This window comes from Streptomyces sp. NPDC004065, from assembly GCF_044903565.1.
GTDB lineage: Bacteria > Actinomycetota > Actinomycetes > Streptomycetales > Streptomycetaceae > Streptomyces.
Genome location: NZ_JBJDQT010000049.1, coordinates 13,729 through 31,701, shown reverse-complemented (window position 1 = coordinate 31,701; position 17,973 = coordinate 13,729). Strand labels below are relative to the sequence as shown.

The window sequence follows — 17,973 nt, the reverse complement described above, 5'->3', positions numbered from 1 at the left end:
GCGCGCGGTCTGCTCCGCAGACACGACGCGAAGCCGCTACGCGGCTTCCCCCTGCGGGGCGCTCCGCGCCCCGCCTCCCCGGCGGCTCCGCCGCCGGGGAGGGCCACTCCGCGGCCCGGAAGCCGAATCGCTCCGCGATCCGGCGCCGGAGCCCGCTCCGCGAACTCCGAAACACTCGACAACAAGGCTTCTAGCGTGCCGAGTTGATGTCTCGTCATTAATTACTGACACACCATCAGGTTGGGGCCCGGGGCGCGGATTCTCAGGCGGGCCAGCTGGATGGCGAAGCTGCCGACGCCGCCGGCACCTGCATGCACGAGCACCTTCTGGCCGGACTTCACCTCCGCGATCTCGGTGACTGCCTGCCAGGCGGTCGCCGCGGCGGTGGCCAGGCCTGCGGCGGCTTCGAGCGGAATCGTGGTCGGCGCTGCCACCAGGCTCGTCGCCGGGACCACAGCGTATTCCGCGACGGCTCCACCGGCGGTCGGGTCGGTGCGGGTGATCACCGCGTCGCCGACGCTCCAGCCCGTCACTTTGGATCCGAGTCGCTCCACCGTGCCCGAGAGATCAGTGCCCACGGTCGAGGGAAAGGTGATCGGGAAGAACTCCTGGACGTAGCCCGCGCCGATCTTGACGTCGAGCGGGTTCAGGGCCGCCCCCACGACCCGGACCAGGACCTCGCCCGGCCCGGGGACCGGTTCGGGAACATCGTTGAGGACCGGGCTGTGGCCGTATGCGGTGTACTGCAATGCCTTCATGAATGTGCTCTCTCGTGTCGTTGCTTCAGTGGGTAGGCGAGGCGTCGACCTGCCGGAACCAGTCGAGCCAGTCCTCCAAATGCCAGGTGCGGACGATGCGTCCGTCGACCAGTTCGTGGAACTCGTGGATCCGGACCTGGAACTCCCGCCCGGTCGTCGGGACGCCGAAGGTCTCGCCGCTGTGCACGCCGCGCATCTCGCCGCGTACGCCGACGAATCCGTTGCCGTCGGGGCCGCGGCCGTCGATGCGATGTGCGCGGTAGTGCTGCTGATATAGGCCAGCGTCCCTGAGCCCTGTCGGCGCATCACCGGGAGCACCGCGCGGTTGACTCGCAGCCAGGACACCGCGTTGGTGTCGAGGATCCGCAGGAACTGATCCGGGGTGAACCCCTCGGCGACGCCGGCCATCAGCATGCCGGCGTTGTTGACCACGACGTCGATCCGCCCGTTCTCGCCAAGGACGACGTCGACGGCGCTGCGGCAGCCGGGTTCGGACAGCACATCCAGTTCGAGCGGCATCAGGCGCACCTTCTCGACGGATGCGAGCTCGCGCAGGTCCTCGGCCCGCCGGCTGTTGCGTCCGTCCAGGTCGCGCATCCCTGCGTACACGATGTGACCTGCGCGAGCGAGCTCCACCGCGACGGCGCGACCGATACCGCTGCCGGCCCCGGTGACGATGACGACGAGGCTGTCGGATTTCTCAGTGGTGGGCATCAGGCGATTCCTCCATTGGTTCCGATGACCCGGCCGTCGACCCATTCAGAGGTGGGAGAGGCCAGGTGGGCGACGAGGGCCCCGATATCTGCGGGCCGAGCCGCCCCGTCGGCCATGCGCCCAGCGCGGATTGGGCTCCACGGCTGTTGTGCCTTGCTGCTGGTCTCGAACCTGCGGAATCAACAGTCGGCTGCGACGCGCCGTGCGAGAAGGCGTGGCTCACACTGGTGACGGCATCACCACCCTTATTCGTCGCAGCTCATGGTGAGACCATCACGACTGCCGAACCTCTCCAGATGCGAGGAGACCACGCCCTTCAGACACTCAAGGCCTTCGAGACCGGGGGCGCCGACCTCCAACGCCATGCCATCGGCGTCAGCGAAGGCTCGGCCGGTTTCCTCCGGGAACCAGGGCACCGTGCCGTCTGCGGTGTACGGCACCTGGATCGGTGACCAAGAGGCGGGAGCCGAACTGCTTGATGCTCGCGTCGACACGGTTCTCTCGACGACCCAGCGATGACGGCCCAGGCGTGTCGAGGAGTCGATGCCTTTGCGAGCGATCCGGTGGCGGATGCCCCTCTTGCGCAGCCATCGCCGTAGGTGGTCGTAGTCATACCCCTTGTCGGCATGGAGCTTGGCAGGACGTCGGCGACACGGACCGCGACGGGAACGGACGGGCGGGATCCCGCGGACCAGCGGCTTCAGTGGCCGGCTGAGAGCCCTCCTGACGGAGTACGGCGAGGAGCCGGGTACCTTACGACGGCTACCAGGTGGTGCGCCGGGAGAGCGTCGAGAGGGCCATCGATCGGCGCGCGGAGGAGCTCGCAGAGGCTCAGTGACCCGCCAGTGGGCAGTGACTTTCCACTCGCCGCCCCACTGGATTACCCCACTGGCGCTGACCAGCCCAAACAGCGATCAAGTGAGGCAGTGAGGCCGCTTCCAGGGACCTTCGAGTGCCCCCGGAAACGGCCTCTGTGACGCCCGTCGCAAGCTCACTCACTGACAGGCTGCGGGGCCCGGCCTCGCAGCCCCCGGCAGTTCGTCACGATCAGATAAATAACACCAGATCGAGGCAACCACACAGCAGCCCCACAAGTCACACACTCGCAATTCACAGCGCAAGTCCCAGGGGGGACCATGAGCCAGCAGTACCCGCCCCAGCCCCAGCAGCCCGGCTACGGCGGGCCCCAGCAGCCCGGCAGCAACGGCCTGGCCACTACCGCACTCGTCCTCGGCATCATCGCCGTCGTAGTCAGCTTCATCCCTGTCCTCAACGTTGTCGTCTGGCCGCTGGCGATCCTTGGCATCATCTTCGGCGCCATCGGCCTGTCCAAGGCGGGCAAGGTTCGCAAGGGCAAGGGCGCCGGCATCACCGGCCTCGTCACGTCGGCCGTAGCGATCATTATGTTCTTCGCCATGAACGCCCTGTTCTTCTCCGCCGTCGACAAGGCCAGTGAGGAACTGGAGAAGTCGTACGACTCCACCACCGTCGGCGACGGCAAGTCCAAGACCGGCGGCGCCAAGGAGTCCGAGGTCATGAAGGACTTCAAAGTCACTAAGTGCGACGTGGTCACCGGCGACTTCGGCATCAAGGAGATGGCCATCCACGTCGCCTACACCAACAACGGCGACCGCCGATACTCGTACTTCGTTGAGGGCGAGGTCCTGGTCGACGGCAAGAAGGTCAACGACTTCATGTCAACCGCCGAGAACCTCGCCCCGGGCCAGAAGTTCACCGACAAGGACGCTGGTGCGCTGGTGAACGCGGACGAGATCAAGGACGCCAAGAAGCTCGAGTGCAAGACCATCAAAGCGTCCCGAACTGACTTCTGATCGCTGACGTCGTACGACGCTGCCCACCGCCCCCAGGACCCGCCGCGCACCCCGCAGAGCCGGGGCTCGCTGCATCTCGTGGACCTCGGCCTCCTGGCCCTCGCCGCGCGCCTGCTTGGCCTGCTGCACCGAGGCGTTCAGCGCGGCCATCAGGTCCAGCACCCGGCTCGGCTCGGCCTCCGGCTCGGGTGCGGCGGGCGGCTCGCGGTGCTCGCGTTCAGCCTCGATCACCTGCTCCAGCGCCTCGGTGTAGTGATCGACGGATTCCGGCCCTTGACCGCTCCCGGGCCGGGCGAATGGCAGTCGGGTGCCAGGCGGTATCGGACCGTGACTGGCGTCGAGGGTGGCCCGCTCGGGCTCATCCTCCTCGGCTCCTCCCTGGGGGTCCCCGACTTCTCGCCAGATGCTCTGACCATGCGGGGCGCGGCCTGCTCTTCGCCACAGGCGCGTTCGTCGGTCCCATCCGCGTTGCGCCGCGCTGAGCGCTCCTGACTGGTCAGTGAACGGGCTTCACCTGCGGCGTCCTGCTGCCTCCAGGTTTCTGTGCGGGTCAAGTTACCTGTGCGTTTCGCATGTCGGAGTGGTGACAGCGGTGACTGTTCCGGGTGTGGGGGTGCGTGACAGCGTCTGTTTCGGCACCGGTCCGGGTGGAGGGAGCAGGCGTGAACAAGGGGTACGCCGTGTACTGCGACGCAGACCCGTACTTCTACGATGCGCCGCATCGCTCCGTACCGGGGACCCGCGCGGCGGATTCCCGGTATGCGGCGGCCTTGCTGCCTGTGCCGGCCGGATGGCAGCGGGGGGAGAGCGGCGACTGGCTCGCCCTGCGCCCGCTGGATGTCGTGCTGCCGTCGCAGGGGTGGAAGATCCATGTCTCCGCGTGTCTGGACAACGCCGACTCCGTCCTGAAGCGGGTGCGGGGGTACTGCCTGGAGCGCGGGGTCGCGTTCAAGTTCGTCCCGAGTCGCTATCTGCTGCACCAGCGCAATGCCAAGTACGCGGACCGGGCGGGCAGCGGGAAGTTCATCACCGTGTATCCGGCGGACGAGGAGCAGTTCGAGTGCCTCGCCGGGGAGTTGGCCGCGCTGCTCGCCGGTGAGCCCGGGCCGCGGATACTGAGCGATCTCCGACTCGGCGACAGCCCGGTGCATGTGCGCTACGGCAGCTTCACCCGCCGCAACTGCTATGACGGGAACGGTGAGTTGCGGCCGGCCGTCGCGAATCCCGAGGGGGTACTTGTTCCCGATCTTCGCGGTCCGGTGTTCCAGGTGCCCGACTGGGTGAGTGTGCCGGCCTTCCTGCGGCCCCACGTCGATGCGCGGGCGACAGTGACGCTGGCCGGCATCCCGTACGCCGTCGAGTCGGCGCTCCACTTCTCCAACGGCGGTGGAGTCTATGGGGCGCGTGACGTCCGCACGGGTGAGCTCGTGGTCCTCAAGGAGGCCCGCCCGCACGCGGGGCTGGCGGCCGACGGCGCCGACGCGGTGGCCCGCCTGCACCGCGAACGCCGGGCCCTGGAACGGCTTTCAGGGCTGTCCTGCACGCCCGCGGTGCGGGGCTGCTTCACCGTGGGAGACCATCACTTCCTTGCCCTGGAGTACCTCGACGGCAAGCCGCTCAACACCTTCTTCGCCCGGCGTCACCCGCTCATCGAGGCCGACCCCGGCCAGGAGCGCCTGGCCGAGTACACCGCGTGGGCGCTCGACGTCCACGCCCAGGTCGAGCAGGCCGTGGCGGGTGTGCACGCCCGCGGTGTCGTCTTCAACGACCTGCATCTGTTCAACATCATGCTCCGCGACGACGGGCGGGTGGCTCTGCTGGATTTCGAAGCAGCCCATCATGTCGACGAGCTGGGCCGGCAGACGGTCGCCCACCCTGCGTTCGTGGCGCCCCACGGCCGGCAGGGCACGGCCGTGGACCGGTACGCGCTGGCCTGTCTGCGGCTGGCTCTGTTCCTGCCGCTGACCAGTCTTCTCGCGCTCGATCGGCGCAAGGCCGAGCACCTCGCCGACGTGGTGGCGGAGCAGTTTCCGGTTCCGCGTGCCTTCCTCGACGCGGCGGTCGAGGAGATCACCGACGCCGCGGGCAGCCGGCCACCGGTGGCGCGGCGGGGAGGGGAGCGCTTCGTCCCGGTGGAGCCGGGGGACTGGCCCCGCAGCCGGGACTCGATGACGGCGGCCATCCGTGCGTCGGCGACTCCGTCCCGCGACGACCGTCTCTTTCCCGGCGACGTCGCCCAGTTCTCCACCGCGGGCGGCGGGCTGTCGTTCGGTTACGGAGCGGCCGGAGTGCTGTACGCCCTCGCCCAGAGCGGTGCCGAACGCGACGGGGACGAGGAGCAGTGGCTGCTCGAGCGGACGAAGGAACCGCCGTCGGGCATGCCGCTGGGCTTTCACGACGGCATCGCGGGAGTCGCGTGGACCCTGGACCACCTCGGCCACCGGGACCGGGCGCTCGATCTCACCGGAATGCTTCTCGACCATTCCCTGGAGGGTCTCGGCGCGGATCTGCACAGCGGCACGGCCGGAGTGGGCCTGGCGCTGGATGCGTTGGCCGCCTCCACCGGCGACACCGCTCTGCGTACCGCGGCTCTGCGGTGCGCCGAGCTGAGTGCCCGGAGCATCGCGGCCGACGCGCCCGAGGGGCGGTCCGGCAGCCGTCGCCGCCGAGCCGGTCTGCTGCACGGCGCGGCGGGCAGCGCCCTGTTGTTCCTGCGGCTGTACGAACGCACAGGTGAGACCGGCCTGCTCGACCTCGCCGGCACCGCGCTGCGTCAGGACCTGTCGTGCTGCGTCCGGGGTGCGGGCGGCGCCCTCCAGGTGGACGAGGGCTGGCGCACGATGCCGTACCTGGGAGCCGGCAGCGTGGGCATCGGCATGGTGCTCGACGACTACCTGGCGCACCGCACCGACGAGCGGTTCGAGCAGGCTCGGACCGAGATCGTGCGCGCCGCGCAGGCCATGTTCTACGCCCAGCCGGGGCTTTACCGCGGCGTGGCCGGGATGGTGCTGTACCTCGGCCGGACGACGGCCTGCGGGCCGGGCACCGGTCCGGAGGCCGTCCGGCGCCAGATCGACGCGCTGGCCTGGCATGCCATGTCCTACCGCGGCCGGCTCGCCTTCCCCGGCGAACAGATGATGCGCCTGTCGATGGACATCTCCACCGGGACCGCCGGGTGCCTGCTGGCCCTCGCGTCCGTATGCGGTGACCGGCCCGCCGGTCTGCCGTTCCTCCCCTCGCCGCGGTGGCAGCCGCGGCCCACGAGCCGGTCCCGCCCGGGGCCGTGAACACAGCACCTGTTGCCGGACGAAGGGAAGAGCACATGAACCTGTTCGATCTGCAGTCGATGGAGACCCCCAAGGAAGAGGCCATGGGGGACGTCGAGACGGGCAGCCGCGCCAGCCTGCTGCTCTGCGGCGACAGCAGCCTCAGCGTGACGACCTGTAACTGACGTGGGAGGCGGCCCGCCGCGGCGGGCCGCGCGATTCGGTGCCGGCGCCCCGGGCTCACCGCCGGGGCGCCGGCGCACCGCGCCTCGTCTCCACCGCGCCTCGTCTCCGCCGCGGGTGGCGACGGCCACGAGAAGGGACAACTGGTGGGAGTCATCCCGGCCCGGCGGCGACGGACCCGTTCGGCGCCCGGCCCGTACGGCCCGTACGGCACCGATCCGGGCCGCCTGCCCGAGTTGCTGGTCCTGGTGTGCTCGGTGGCGGCGGCAGTGGTCGCGGTCGCCCAGCCCCTCGTCCTCGGCCGCACGGTGGACCTGCTGCTGCACGACGGCTCCGCCGGAGGCTGGCTCGCGGCGAGCGCCGCACTGCTCGTCGGTGAGATCCTGCTCGACAGCCTGACCGCGCTGCTCACCGGCCGGTGCACCGCCGACTGGACCGCCGCGATCCGCTCCCGCGCCCTCACCGGAATGCTGCGCACCGTCCCGGACCCGGTCAGCCGGTACTCCCCCGGGGACATCGCGACCCGGCTGACCCTCAACGCCTCCGACGCCGGCGGCGTTCCGGCCGCCCGGGCCGCACTGGCGGCCTCGCTCATCACCCCGGCCGGCGCGCTCGTCGCGCTGGCCGTCGTCGACGTGTGGGTCGCCGCCTGCGTCCTGGCCGGGCTGCCGGCCCTGGCCCTGGTGCTGCGGGCGTTCGCCCGTGACACGGGAACGTCGGTACGCGCCTACCAGCGTGTGCAGTCGGACATCGCGGCCCGCCTGCTGGAGACCGTGGAGGGCGCGGAGACCATCGCCGCCGCCGGGACGGCCGTCCGTGAGCGTGAGCGCGTACTGATGCCGTTGACCGAGCTCGCCGAGCTGGGCAGGCGCATGTGGGTGCTGCACGGCAGGGCGCTGGCGACCGGCGGTGTCCTGGTCCCGCTGCTGACCGTGGCCGCCACGGCCGTCGGCGGCCTCCGGCTCGGCGCGGGGGCCCTGAGCGTCGGCGAACTGCTGGCGGTGTCCCGGTACGCGCAGCTGACCGCGGGATTCGGCGGTGCGGCCACCCTGCTCGGCGCACTCGTCAGAGGGCGGTCGGCACGGGAACGCACCACGACGCTGGAACGGCTTCCCGCCCTGCCCTGCGGTACCCGGACTCTCCCCCCGGACGGCCCGGGGGCCCTCGAACTCCGTGGCGTGCGCGTCCTGCGGGACGGGAGGGAGGTCCTGCGGGTGGGCCACGTCGTCGTGCCGGGCGGTCTGAGCGCCGCGGTGGTGGGCCGCAGCGGTGCCGGCAAGTCCGTCCTGGCCGCCGTGGCCGGCCGGCTGATCGTTCCCGATGAGGGGGAGGTCCTGCTGGACGGAACTCCTCTCGGCCGGCTGACCCGCTCGTGCCTGCGCGCGGAGGTCGGCTTCGCCTTCGCGCGGCCGGTGCTGGGGGACGGCACCGTGGCGGAAGCCGTCGCGGCCGGAGCACGCACCGTGTCACCGCAGCGGGTACGACAGGCGCTGCGCGTCGCGGGCGCCGACACCTTCGTACGCCGCCTTCCCGACAGGTACGACACCCGGCTCGCCGACGCCCCGTTGTCCGGCGGCGAACACCAGCGCCTGGGCCTGGCTCGCGCCTTCGCCCACGCGGGCCGGCTGCTCGTCATGGACGACGCGACATCCAGTCTCGACACCGTCACGGAACACGCGGTGGACCAGGCACTGCGCCGCTCTCTCGGGGCGTCCACCCGGTTGGTGGTGGCGCACCGCCCGTCGGTGGCGGCCCGAGCGGATCTTGTGATCTGGCTCGAGGGCGGACGGGTACGGGCGGTGGGCACCCATCGGCACCTGTGGAAGCAGGCCGACTACCGGGCGGTGTTCGCCGGCGAGGACCATGGCGAGGGACCCCTCTGGACCGAAGGCGGCGGCGACGGGCCCAGCCGGGACGGGATGTTCCCTGCTCGCGGCAAGGTGGGGCCGTGACCTTCGTCGACAGCAGCCGTTCGCCCGCGCCGCGTCCCGGCAGCACCGGGCCGGTGGGCCGGCTCGTGCCGTCCGCCCGTCGTTTCCTCGCCGCACGCACTTGTGTGCTCGCGCGGCTCGCGGCGTGGTCCGTGGCGGAGTCCGCGCAGACGTTGGCGGTCGGCTACGGGGTCGCCCGGGCCGTCGACCGGGGCTTCCTCGTCGGTGACACTCTCGCCGGACTGGGCTGGCTCGCGGTCTCCGGCGTTGCCGTGCTGCTGGGGGCGCCCGTGGTCAGGGGTGTTTTCGCTCAGCTGGCCGGGCTGACGGAACCGCTGCGCGACGAGCTGGTGCGGCGGGCGGCCGACCAGTCGTTGGCCCGTGCTCTGGCCCGTCCCGGTGGCGGAGACCGTGCCGCGGTCTCGCGGCTGACGAACCAGGCCGAGATCGTGCGGGACAGTTTCGCCGGGATCGTCCTCACCGTACGCTCGTTCGTCTTCACCGCCGCCGGGGCTGTGCTGGGACTGTTCTCACTGAACCCGGCCCTGCTCGTCATCGTCGTGCCGCCGCTTGTCGGGGGCCTCACCCTGTTCCTGGCCACCCTGCGGCCCATGGCGGCCGCGCAACGGCGGGCGCTCGCCGCCGACGAGGCGCTGGGCGATCACGCGGCGCGCACCCGCCGGGCGTTGCGCGACATCACCGCCTGCGGTACGGAGGCGGCAGCGGCACGGCAGGGAGCACGGCTCATCGCCGAAGCAGCCGCCACCTCACGTCTCCTCGCCCGCTGGGCCGCGCTCCGCACGCTGGCCGTCGGCGTCGCGGGCCACCTGCCGGTGCTGCTCCTGGTGGTGGCCGTGCCATGGCTGCGCGGGAGAGGAGTCACCACCGGCGCCCTGCTGGGCGCGTTCACCTACCTCGCCCAGGCGCTGCTGCCCGCCCTGCACACCCTCATGACCGCGATCGGCGCCGCGGGGACCCGACTGCTCGTGGTACTGGACCGGTTCACCACGCCGATGCGGCCTCCGCTCCTCCCCGGCACCACGCCCCGGACGCCCGCCGATGCGCGCGCCGGCTTGCCGCGGCAGGCCGCCTGCCCGCTGCGGAAGGCCCCCCGGGTCGCGCACCCGGCTCCCGCGGTGGAACTGCGGGCGGTGACCGTGGCCTACGGGGCAGCGGCCGAGCCGGTCCTCGACGCGCTCGATCTGCGCATCGAGGACGGCGAGCACCTGGCCGTCGTCGGTCCCAGCGGCATCGGCAAGTCGACCCTGACCCGCCTCATCGCCGGGACACTCGCCCCCCGCAGCGGCGAGGTAGAAGTGGCCGGCCGGACGATCGCCGGCCGGAGCCCTGCGGAACTCTGCTCCCTTCGTGTCCTGCTGCCCCAGCAGGCGTACGTCTTCACCGGCACGGTCCGGGACAACCTCAGCTACCTCCGGCCGGACGCGCGGCGGGACGACATCGAGGCAGCCTTGCGGGAACTCGGGGCCGGCCCTCTCGTCGAGCGCCTGGGCGGGCTCGACGCGCCGGTACGTCCCGGTGACCTCTCACAGGGCGAGCGCCAATTGCTGGTTCTGGCACGCGCACATCTGTCGACGGCTCGCCTGCTCCTCCTCGACGAGGCGACCTGTCATCTCGACGCGGCGTCGGAGGCACGAGCCGAGGAGGCACTGGCACGACGTCCGGGAGCACTCGTCGTCGTGGCGCATCGCATGTCGTCCGCGATGCGGGCCGACCGGATCCTGGTACTGGACGGTGCCGGTGCGGCGTGCGGCACCCATCGGGACCTCCTCGCCTGTTCGCCCCTCTACCGTGACCTGGTGGGGCACTGGAGCGGCACCTGGGAGTGACCCGTTCACATCCAGCCGGCGCTCTGCACGATGCGGATCGCGTCCACACGATTGCGCGCCCCCACCTTCCGTATGGCGCTGGCCATGTAGTTGCGGACGGTTCCCCGGGACAGGTGCAGGCAGCCGGCGATCTCCGCGATCGGTGCGCCCTGCGCCGCCAGGGAGACCACGTTCAGCTCGCGAGTCGTCAGCGGCATCCGGGAGGCTTCCAGCAGCGCCACGGTGAGTCTCTCGTCGAGGAACCGCTCGCCCTTGGCGACGGCGTGGCAAGCAGCGATCAGCCGCTGCGAAGAGGAGTCCTTGTCGACGAACCCCAGCGCTCCCGCGTCGAAGGCTCTTCGCAGCACACCAGGCCGCCGCGAAGCCCCGAGGACGACGAGACGAGCCCCGAGGCGGTCCCGGAACCACGCACGAGGGACGTCTTCCGGCCCCTGGAGACAGTCTCCGTCCACCACGCACACGTCCGGGGGTAAGCCGTCGTCCTCGGGACCGTCGTCGAGGGAGGGCATGGACGACACCTCGAATGCGTCGGCGGACCGCAGCAGTTGCACCAGTGCCGTCCGCAGCAGCGCCGCATCGTGCACCACGAGAACACGGACCATGCGCACCCAACCCCCCTCGGCTCCCCGGGCGTCCTACGGCCTCCGGGCTCGTCCCCACCTCCCACTCGCGTGCCCCGGCCCCACCGGGAAAGGCAGAACTATCCATCACGCCCGCGGCTCAGCGACATCAACACGCCGTTTCTCGGCGCCGCTCCACAGCGGCCGAGGGAGCAGTGCACGTCCGGAAGGCGTGCCTTGACAGACCGCGCCCGCCGGGGCGGAGCCACCGGGACCCGGTGGGGAGAAGGAAATGGTCATGGGCAAGGCAGCCGCCACCGGTGAGGCCTTGTGGACGAGTCACTTCCCACCTGACGCCGGAGACCGAAAACACACCAAGCGAATGTGGCCCGAACGCTGCGGTCGCTGGGCTCCGGATCATCCCTGCTCCGTGGTCCGGGCTGGTGCCGCGGGGGTCCGTTGGGGCTTCGGGGCCGGGCTGAGGTGCGGGGGAGCGTCGTCGAGCAGGCCGTACTGGGCGGCGCGGACGCCCGCCGCGAAGCGGCTGTTGGCGCCGAGCCGTTGCATCAGGTCGGCGATCAGCCGGCTCACGGTGCGCGGCGAGACTCCGAGGGTGCGCGCGATCGCCTCGTCCTTCATGCCGTCGGCCAGCAACTGCGCAAGCGTTCGCTGCTCGTTCGAAAGCTCGGCAGGGGAACGGTCGCCCTCCGGGGCGAACGGGGTCGCCCCGCGCCAGGTGTGTTCGAATACCTGAGTCAATGCGTTCACCAGTGCCGCGCTGTGGATGGTGAGCTGGGGACTTCCCGGCTCTCCCGCGGCCGCGGGCAGCACCGCGAAGTCCGAGTCGATGATCATCATGTTCAGCGGGATGACCGAGGCCAGCCGCAGCTCCACACCCTGCGCCACCAGGCGGCTGAAGGTGTCGTACGAGCCCGGAAGGACGGAGTCGCGGCGGAGCCGGACGGAGCGGATCTGGATACCCCGGTCGAACATCCGCTGCCGGAGCCGGTCGAGCCTGCGGCGCAGCCGGACCGGAAGCGTGTTTTCCGCGTAGGCGGTGCGCAGGGTGGAGCGCGCCGTGTCGGTCACGTCGTACAGCCCCTGCACCATCTCCTCCACGGTGCTGACGGAGGTGACCTCGATGCGGGACCGTGTGGAACCGGTCGCCGGCAGGTAGACCTCCAGCAGTGTCTCCAGCACCTCGTGCATCTGCCGGGTTTTCTCAAGGTTGCGCCGGGCCAGGTCTTGCTGCCGCCGGAGCGCACGCATCAAGGCGAATCCCGGATCCACTGGTACGACGCGCTCGTGTGCCTCGGTCGGCCAGCTCACCAATCCGAGACGACGCAGTGAAGCCCACGTCGCGCGTGCCTCGGATCGAGACAATCCGAAGCTGTCCGTAAGGTCTTCCGGATCGGATTCCCCACGCTCTCGCAGCTCCATATAAACAGCGAGTCGGGATACCTCGGACGCCCGCACGTCCACGCCTGTTTCGCTCTTTTCCACAGTTCCATCCCCCGAGGAACAAGTTCTACCGTACTAGAACTCCACTCACACACGGTGACTCTAACCTCACATCGGATTCGCCAGCCAGGGCCTTGCGGGCTTGGCCCCTCATGACCTGCTGGCCACCAACTGCCGCCCGGACTCAGGAATCTGACGATTGACTGGTGTCAGCTCCGCGGGATCCCCCGGTCGACGTCACCCCGCACAACCTCGGCCACTTTGTGAAAACGCGGGTCGGTGAGAGTCAGATCACGTGGGCGGAATGAAGGCCATCACACTCGGTGCCGTCGCTGCTCATTCCTCTGCAAGAGCGTGATGGCGAAGTTTTGCCATGGCTGAACCCGGCCAGCACCAATTGATGGGTTCCATCCATTTCTGCCATAGCCTGGAGGCAGGGGGATTGAGCGCGGGTGGTGTCATTCGGCGTCCGGCGTTGCGGAATTCTCACAATCCCCCGATGGAGATTGCACAAGCGCAAGGCGGGGGAATGAACGAAACGGCCATGGCCCAACCAGTCGACAAGCTGATTCTGAGCGCCCAGGCGGGCAACCGCCGCGCGCTGAACGACCTGCTGTTCCACATCACGCCGTTCATACGGCGGCTGTGCTCCTCGGTGGACGCCGCGCACCGGCCCGAAGCAGTGCAGGAGTCCCTGCTCGCGGTCTTCCGCGGGCTGCGCACCCTCCGCGAACCCGCGGCCTTCTACGGCTGGGTGCGCGCCGTGACGGTGCGGGAGGCCGCGCGTGTCGCACGGCGCGCGGGACAGGTCACGACCACCGAACTGGTCGACCAGCCGTCCGCGGACGACCCCTCGTTCCGCGTCGCCATCGCCGATGTCCTTGAGCGTCTGCCCTCGCACCAGCGCGACATCCTCACGCTGCGCGCGGTCTACGGCCTCGAGGAGCGGGAGACGGCGCGCGTGCTGTCGCTGCCGGTCGGCACGGTGCGCTCCCGGCTGCACCGCGCACGGCGTAACTTCCAGGCCGCCTGGCGCTGACCCGGAACCCGGTCTTCCCGGTCAACCGGTCCCGCCCGCTGGGCAGTCGGTGGCGGTCCAGGTCAGGACCGCGCTGTCGACCCAGCGGGCGTTCACGTGCAGCACCCGCTCCGGCACCGCACGCGCCCAGGCGGAGTAGCCCCCGTTCGCGGGCCGGATCGCGATCCCGAGCGGTGTGGTGGGCCGGTGCGGCGCGGGAAGCAGCCCGTACAGCGCCTTGAACGCGGACTCCTTGGCGGAGAACAGCTCCCGCAGACGGCGTTCCTCGTCCTTCGGACGGCGTTCCCCGTCCTCGTCCTCCGCCCGGTCGGCACCGCGCTGCTCGCCGCCGGCGGCGCCTGCCGCCTCGTACCTGCCCCGCCGGCCCTGCCTACGGGGTTCCGGCTCGCCCGACTCGCTGCTCACGATCAGCCGTTCGTCGCCGTGGAGCACCAGCCGGGCCGCGGACAGCGGCAGCGGGTGACGTTCCAGGTCCACGCCGAGTGCGGTGCAGTGTGTGGCCGGGGCGGCCAGTGCGACGGCCACGCCGCCGGAGTGGCTGAGCGAGCCGACGCCGCCGGGCGGCATGGCGGGCCGGACGCCGTCCGTCCGGTACAGGATCTCCGCAGCGGTCGGCTGCCCGGCCCGGCCCAGGGCCCGTCGCAGGGCACCCCGGCCCGCGAGGAAGTCCCGGGCCCGGACGGGAGGCAGGCCCGCGCACAGCCGTTCCTCGCCCGGGCCCGCCGGGCGCAGCCCCGGCTCCGTCACCGCGGCGAGGCCCAGCGCGAGCCGGGCCTCGCCGGACGCCGTGCCGAGTGGCGTGGCCTCGACGACGGGGCGCAGCGCGAGCAGGGCCCGCAGTACGCCGGATCCGTCGTCGGGTCGCGCGCCCTGTGCGGCGCCCTTGCCGTGGCCTTGGCCTGCTGTGCGGGCTCTCAGCACTGCTGACGGAGCTGGTCCGGCCACTGCGCCGGGTCGTCGCCGAGGTAGCCGCCGAGCCACTCCGCCCAGCGTTCGAGGCCGAAGGCCCAGCAGACGGAGAAGCCCGGCCGGCCATCGAAGGCGATGTCGAAGCCCTTGCCGAAGTGCTGGTTGTGGTAGTTCAGCGAGGAGACCGCGACGCCCGAGCCGTCGTGCGCCATCCGTCCCACCAGCTCGTACTTGACGTCCATGGCCGCCTGGTACTGGGCCATCTGCGGGCGTGCCTTGGTGAAGAACGGGTCCGACGCGGGCTGCACCTTGCACGGCAGGCCGAGACCGTCGGCGAGGGAGAGCAGTTCCTCCAGAACCTGTGCGTGGAAGGCGCGGGCGCCCGGCCGGTCGCCGACGTACACGATCTCGCGCATGCTGAACGACCAGCGTCGGGTGGGAGAGGTGTCGGCGGTGGCCTTGCCTTCGTAGCGGCTGCACTGGCCGGTCGCGGTGACCGTCAGTGGTTCGGTCAGGTGTGCGCCCTGGAACCGCTCGAACAGCCCCAGGCACACGGCGGGTGCGAGGGCGACCGGGGTGAACTCCAACTCGGCCGCGCGCGCGCCCGCGTCGGTGGCGCCGCCGAAGCGGTCGAGCGCGTCCAGGTCGGGCCGGACGACCGCGGCGGCGGTGATGTGCTGCGGGAAGTTGCCGGTGTAGCCGGCCTTCTCCAGAGTGGTCCAGGGCAGCAGCGCGGGCACCGTGTACTCTACGGCGCCGAGCCGCCCGGCGATCTGCCCGAGCAGCCGCTCCAGGGTGCGGATCAGCAGCGCGTTGCGGGGGCCGCTGACGAACAGGCCCGGGCCGATGCGGCCGTCCGCGGGGGCGTCGCCCAGCGGGCCGGTGGCCCCGGGCGCCGTGGGCTCGGCCGCCAGGTCCCAGCGGTCCAGACGGGTCCGGTCGGGCCGCTGGGGAGCGCCCGCGAACCGCTTGAACGCCTCGTCGAGGAGCCGCTCGACGCGGTCTGCCCGCGTCTCGTCCGCAGCGCCGAAGTCGATCCGGGGCACCGGCCCCAGGTGAATCTCGCCCTCAGCGGTGCCGTCCAGGCAGTAGCGCAGCATCGCGCCGAACTCACGGCGGTCTTCGGGGTGCAGCTCGCCCGGCGCCTGCCAGGTCCGCCGGACCGGGGCAGCGGTGTCAGTCATGGTCGTCAGCCTTTCTCGTCACGCATGGGCACGCCGCCGGCGGGCTGAAGCCGCCGTGCGAGTCGTGCGAGGACGTTGCCGATCAGCAACTGCCCGTGGTCGTCGAACTGCGTCATCAGGGACTCGGGGTGGAACTGCACGCCCGCCAGCGGCCGGGTTTCGTGCTCGACCGCCATGGGCACGCCGTCCGGGCAGCGAGCGGTGACCCGCAGGCCGGGCGGCAGGGACGCGTCGTCGACGTACAGCGAGTGGTAGCGGCCGGCGGTGAACCGCGGCGGCAGTCCGCGCAGCAGTTCCCCGCCGTCGTCCACCATGGAGACCGACGAGGCCCTGCCGTGGAAGGGGCGGTCCAGCACCCCGAGGCGCCCGCCCAGGTACTCCACGATGGCCTGCATGCCCAGGCAGACTCCGAACACCGGGATGCCGTGGTCCTCGGCGATGCGCAGGGTGCCCGCGGTGTCGTGGTCCTCGGGGCGGCCGGGACCCGGCGAAAGCACGAGCAGGTCCGGACCGATGTCCGCCACCAGGGCCTTGTCGAAGCCGCTGCGGTACGTGGAGACGTGCGCGCCCGCCTGCCGGAGGCAACCGGCCAGGGTGTGCACGAAGGAGTCCTGGTGGTCGACCAGGAGCACCCGGGGCCGGTGCGCGGTGCCGTCCGCGGCGGTCGAGGGGGCCGCCGTTGGCCGGGAGCCGCGGGACGGCCCGGCCCCGGACGTGCTGTCCAGCGCGTCGAGCAGCGCCTTCGCCTTGAGCTCGGTCTCCCGCTCCTCGGTCTCGGGCACCGAGTCGTACAGCAGGGTGGCGCCGGTGCGTACCCGCGCGCGGCCGTCGCGCAGGTGCATCGTGCGCAGGGTGAGGCCGGTGTCCAGGGTGCCGTCGAAGCCGATGCGGCCGACCGCGCCTCCGTACCAGCGGCGCGGGGACCGCTCGTGCTCCTCCAGGAAGGCGACCGCCGCGTGCTTGGGCGCGCCCGTGACGGTCACCGCCCACATGTGGCTGAGGAAGGCGTCCAGTGCGTCCCGCTCCGGCCGCAGGAGGCCCTCGACGTGGTCGACGGTGTGGATCAGCGTGGAGTACAGCTCCAGCTGGCGGCGTCCGATGACCCGTACGGTGCCGGGCCGGCAGACCCGCGACTTGTCGTTGCGGTCCACGTCGGTGCACATGGTCAGCTCCGCTTCCTCCTTCTCGGAGCCGATGAGCGCCTTGACCTGTTCGGCGTCCTCCAGGGCGTCGCGGCCGCGTGCCACGGTGCCGCTGATGGGCGCCGACTCCACGCGCCAGCCGGTGCCTTCGGCGGTCGATCGGGCGTGCACCCGTACGAACATCTCCGGCGAGGTGCCCACGAGGTGTTCGCCCTCGCCCAGGTTCATCAGCATCTGGTACGGCGAGGGGTTGCGGGTGCGCAGTGTGCGGAACAGCTCCGAGGGCGGGCAGTGCAGCGGCCGGTCGAAGGTACGGCTGGCCACCACCTCGAACATGTGGCCCGCGCGGAACCGTTCCCGGGCCTGGCGGACCAGGGCGGCGTATTCACCGGGTGCGTGGTCGCCGCTGCTGCCGTCGGTGGGGCCCGCGGTGCGGAACGGCTCCGCGGGGGTCGTCCGTGGCAGCCCGTGCGTGCTGCGGCCGTGCGCGGTGAACTCGTAGCTGTGCCGCCAGGCGGTGCCCGCCACCGGGTCGGTGACGGTCACCTGGTCCGGCAGGTGCAGCACCAGGTCGCGGTCCTGCGCGGACCGCCCTGTCTGGTGCAGCGGCACCGGGTCGAAGGCGAGGACCAGGTCGTAGCCGAAGGCGCCGTACAGACCGAGGAAGTCCCCCACGGGGCCGGACAGCGCGTCGCGGACGGCGCGGACGAAGTCGAAGGCGCCCGGCCGGCGCGAGCGGTCCTCCTCCCGGAACAGGTCCTGACGCGGGGTGCTTCGCACCAGGCCGTGGAACCCCGGGCCGTCGGCGGTGAGTTCGCCGATCTCGCGCAGGGTCCTGCCGGCCGCGGCGCGCAGCACCGGCAGCAGCACCTGACCGCGCTCGTTGAGCGCGCGGACCTGAACCGTGCGCAGTCCGCGCAGCACGATCTCGACGGGTGGGTCGCTGTAGCCGACGGCGTGCCGCCGGTAGCGGCCGGGTGACTCGTAGTCGGAGCGCAGCACGGCACCCCGGCGGGTGTCCAGCGTGCTCTCCAGTTCTCGCATGGCGGACTCGCCGTCGACGGCACTGCGGGTGCGCTCGACGCGCACGCCGGCGCCGGTGGTCCATTCCCGGGGCAGCGGTACGGGCAGCGGGTGGGTGGTCATC

At 71.4% G+C, this 17,973-nt stretch carries 14 protein-coding genes and 3 pseudogenes; 7 read left to right on the top strand and 10 right to left on the bottom strand.

Features of this window, described 5'->3' with window-relative positions; all coding sequences use genetic code 11:
- Positions 1-221: 221 nt before the first annotated feature.
- The 5 genes and pseudogenes from ACI2LW_RS32690 to ACI2LW_RS32670 all read right to left on the bottom strand — a co-directional run.
- Positions 222-677, bottom strand: a pseudogene (locus ACI2LW_RS32690) (alcohol dehydrogenase catalytic domain-containing protein); the annotation flags it as partial.
- 106 nt (positions 678-783) lie between these two features.
- Positions 784-954, bottom strand: coding sequence for an ester cyclase (locus ACI2LW_RS32685; protein WP_404734892.1), 171 nt, complete (start codon positions 952-954; stop codon positions 784-786).
- A 101-nt stretch (positions 955-1,055) separates the two neighbouring features.
- Positions 1,056-1,472, bottom strand: a pseudogene (locus ACI2LW_RS32680) (SDR family NAD(P)-dependent oxidoreductase); the annotation flags it as partial.
- 245 nt (positions 1,473-1,717) lie between these two features.
- Positions 1,718-1,912 (bottom strand): DUF2218 domain-containing protein, encoded by a 195-nt coding sequence (locus ACI2LW_RS32675; protein WP_404734890.1) that lies wholly within the window; start codon positions 1,910-1,912, stop codon positions 1,718-1,720.
- Positions 1,913-1,960: 48 nt separating this feature from the next.
- A pseudogene (locus ACI2LW_RS32670) lies at positions 1,961-2,167 on the bottom strand (IS5/IS1182 family transposase); the annotation flags it as partial.
- 441 nt (positions 2,168-2,608) lie between these two features.
- Here ACI2LW_RS32670 and ACI2LW_RS32665 point away from each other — a divergent pair.
- The 6 genes from ACI2LW_RS32665 to ACI2LW_RS32640 all read left to right on the top strand — a co-directional run bounded on the left by ACI2LW_RS32665 (position 2,609) and on the right by ACI2LW_RS32640 (position 10,531).
- Positions 2,609-3,304, top strand: a complete 696-nt coding sequence (locus ACI2LW_RS32665; RefSeq protein ID WP_404734889.1) for a DUF4190 domain-containing protein — start codon at positions 2,609-2,611, stop codon at positions 3,302-3,304.
- Positions 3,305-3,382: 78 nt separating this feature from the next.
- A complete protein-coding gene (locus tag ACI2LW_RS32660) occupies positions 3,383-3,796 on the top strand; it encodes a hypothetical protein (RefSeq protein WP_404734888.1) in 414 nt (137 codons plus the stop codon).
- A 170-nt stretch (positions 3,797-3,966) separates the two neighbouring features.
- Entirely contained in the window at positions 3,967-6,591 is a 2,625-nt protein-coding gene (gene lanKC, locus ACI2LW_RS32655; RefSeq protein ID WP_404734887.1) for a class III lanthionine synthetase LanKC, read from the top strand.
- 35 nt (positions 6,592-6,626) lie between these two features.
- Positions 6,627-6,755: a SapB/AmfS family lanthipeptide gene (locus ACI2LW_RS32650; RefSeq protein WP_006130296.1), complete on the top strand. Its 129-nt coding sequence runs from the start codon at positions 6,627-6,629 to the stop codon at positions 6,753-6,755.
- Positions 6,756-6,908: 153 nt separating this feature from the next.
- Positions 6,909-8,705, top strand: coding sequence for an ABC transporter ATP-binding protein (locus ACI2LW_RS32645; protein WP_404734891.1), 1,797 nt, complete (start codon positions 6,909-6,911; stop codon positions 8,703-8,705).
- Positions 8,702-10,531 carry an ATP-binding cassette domain-containing protein gene (locus ACI2LW_RS32640; protein ID WP_404734886.1) on the top strand — a complete coding sequence of 610 codons (1,830 nt, stop codon included), beginning with the start codon at positions 8,702-8,704 and terminating at the stop codon, positions 10,529-10,531. Before ACI2LW_RS32645 ends, ACI2LW_RS32640 begins: the two co-directional genes overlap by 4 nt.
- Before the next feature lie 5 nt (positions 10,532-10,536).
- Here the strand turns inward: ACI2LW_RS32640 and ACI2LW_RS32635 are convergent, their stop codons facing one another.
- Complete coding sequence (locus tag ACI2LW_RS32635; RefSeq protein ID WP_404734885.1) at positions 10,537-11,133, bottom strand: LuxR C-terminal-related transcriptional regulator; 597 nt, start codon at positions 11,131-11,133, stop codon at positions 10,537-10,539.
- A gap of 375 nt (positions 11,134-11,508) precedes the next feature.
- Entirely contained in the window at positions 11,509-12,360 is an 852-nt protein-coding gene (locus ACI2LW_RS32630; protein WP_404734884.1) for a LuxR C-terminal-related transcriptional regulator, read from the bottom strand.
- Positions 12,361-13,096: 736 nt separating this feature from the next.
- Here ACI2LW_RS32630 and ACI2LW_RS32625 point away from each other — a divergent pair.
- The gene (locus tag ACI2LW_RS32625; RefSeq protein ID WP_404734883.1) at positions 13,097-13,591 is read left to right on the top strand and encodes an RNA polymerase sigma factor; all 495 of its coding nucleotides are present in this window, start codon (positions 13,097-13,099) and stop codon (positions 13,589-13,591) included.
- Between the two features lie 21 nt (positions 13,592-13,612).
- Here ACI2LW_RS32625 and ACI2LW_RS32620 read toward each other — a convergent pair whose 3' ends face one another.
- The 3 genes from ACI2LW_RS32620 to ACI2LW_RS32610 are packed head-to-tail and all read right to left on the bottom strand — an operon-like array spanning position 13,613 to position 17,972.
- Positions 13,613-14,512, bottom strand: coding sequence for a hypothetical protein (locus ACI2LW_RS32620; protein ID WP_404734882.1), 900 nt, complete (start codon positions 14,510-14,512; stop codon positions 13,613-13,615).
- The gene (locus tag ACI2LW_RS32615; protein ID WP_404734881.1) at positions 14,506-15,684 is read right to left on the bottom strand and encodes a hypothetical protein; all 1,179 of its coding nucleotides are present in this window, start codon (positions 15,682-15,684) and stop codon (positions 14,506-14,508) included. The genes ACI2LW_RS32620 and ACI2LW_RS32615 overlap by 7 nt, the downstream gene beginning before the upstream one ends.
- Before the next feature lie 5 nt (positions 15,685-15,689).
- On the bottom strand, positions 15,690-17,972 hold the full coding sequence (locus tag ACI2LW_RS32610; RefSeq protein ID WP_404734880.1) for an anthranilate synthase component I: 2,283 nt from the start codon (positions 17,970-17,972) through the stop codon (positions 15,690-15,692).
- Position 17,973: the final 1 nt, after the last annotated feature.

Excerpts from the sequence above, each read along its gene's own strand:
- ACI2LW_RS32665 (WP_404734889.1), top strand. The coding sequence starts at position 2,609 with ATGAGCCAGCAGTACCCGCCCCAGCCCCAGCAGCCCGGCTACGGCGGG.
- ACI2LW_RS32685 (WP_404734892.1), bottom strand. The coding sequence starts at position 954 with ATGCGCGGCGTGCACAGCGGCGAGACCTTCGGCGTCCCGACGACCGGG.
- ACI2LW_RS32635 (WP_404734885.1), bottom strand. The coding sequence starts at position 11,133 with ATGGTCCGTGTTCTCGTGGTGCACGATGCGGCGCTGCTGCGGACGGCA.
- ACI2LW_RS32610 (WP_404734880.1), bottom strand. The coding sequence starts at position 17,972 with ATGACCACCCACCCGCTGCCCGTACCGCTGCCCCGGGAATGGACCACC.
- ACI2LW_RS32615 (WP_404734881.1), bottom strand. The coding sequence starts at position 15,684 with ATGACTGACACCGCTGCCCCGGTCCGGCGGACCTGGCAGGCGCCGGGC.
- ACI2LW_RS32625 (WP_404734883.1), top strand. The coding sequence starts at position 13,097 with ATGGCCCAACCAGTCGACAAGCTGATTCTGAGCGCCCAGGCGGGCAAC.
- ACI2LW_RS32630 (WP_404734884.1), bottom strand. The coding sequence starts at position 12,360 with ATGCGTGCGCTCCGGCGGCAGCAAGACCTGGCCCGGCGCAACCTTGAG.
- ACI2LW_RS32650 (WP_006130296.1), top strand. The coding sequence starts at position 6,627 with ATGAACCTGTTCGATCTGCAGTCGATGGAGACCCCCAAGGAAGAGGCC.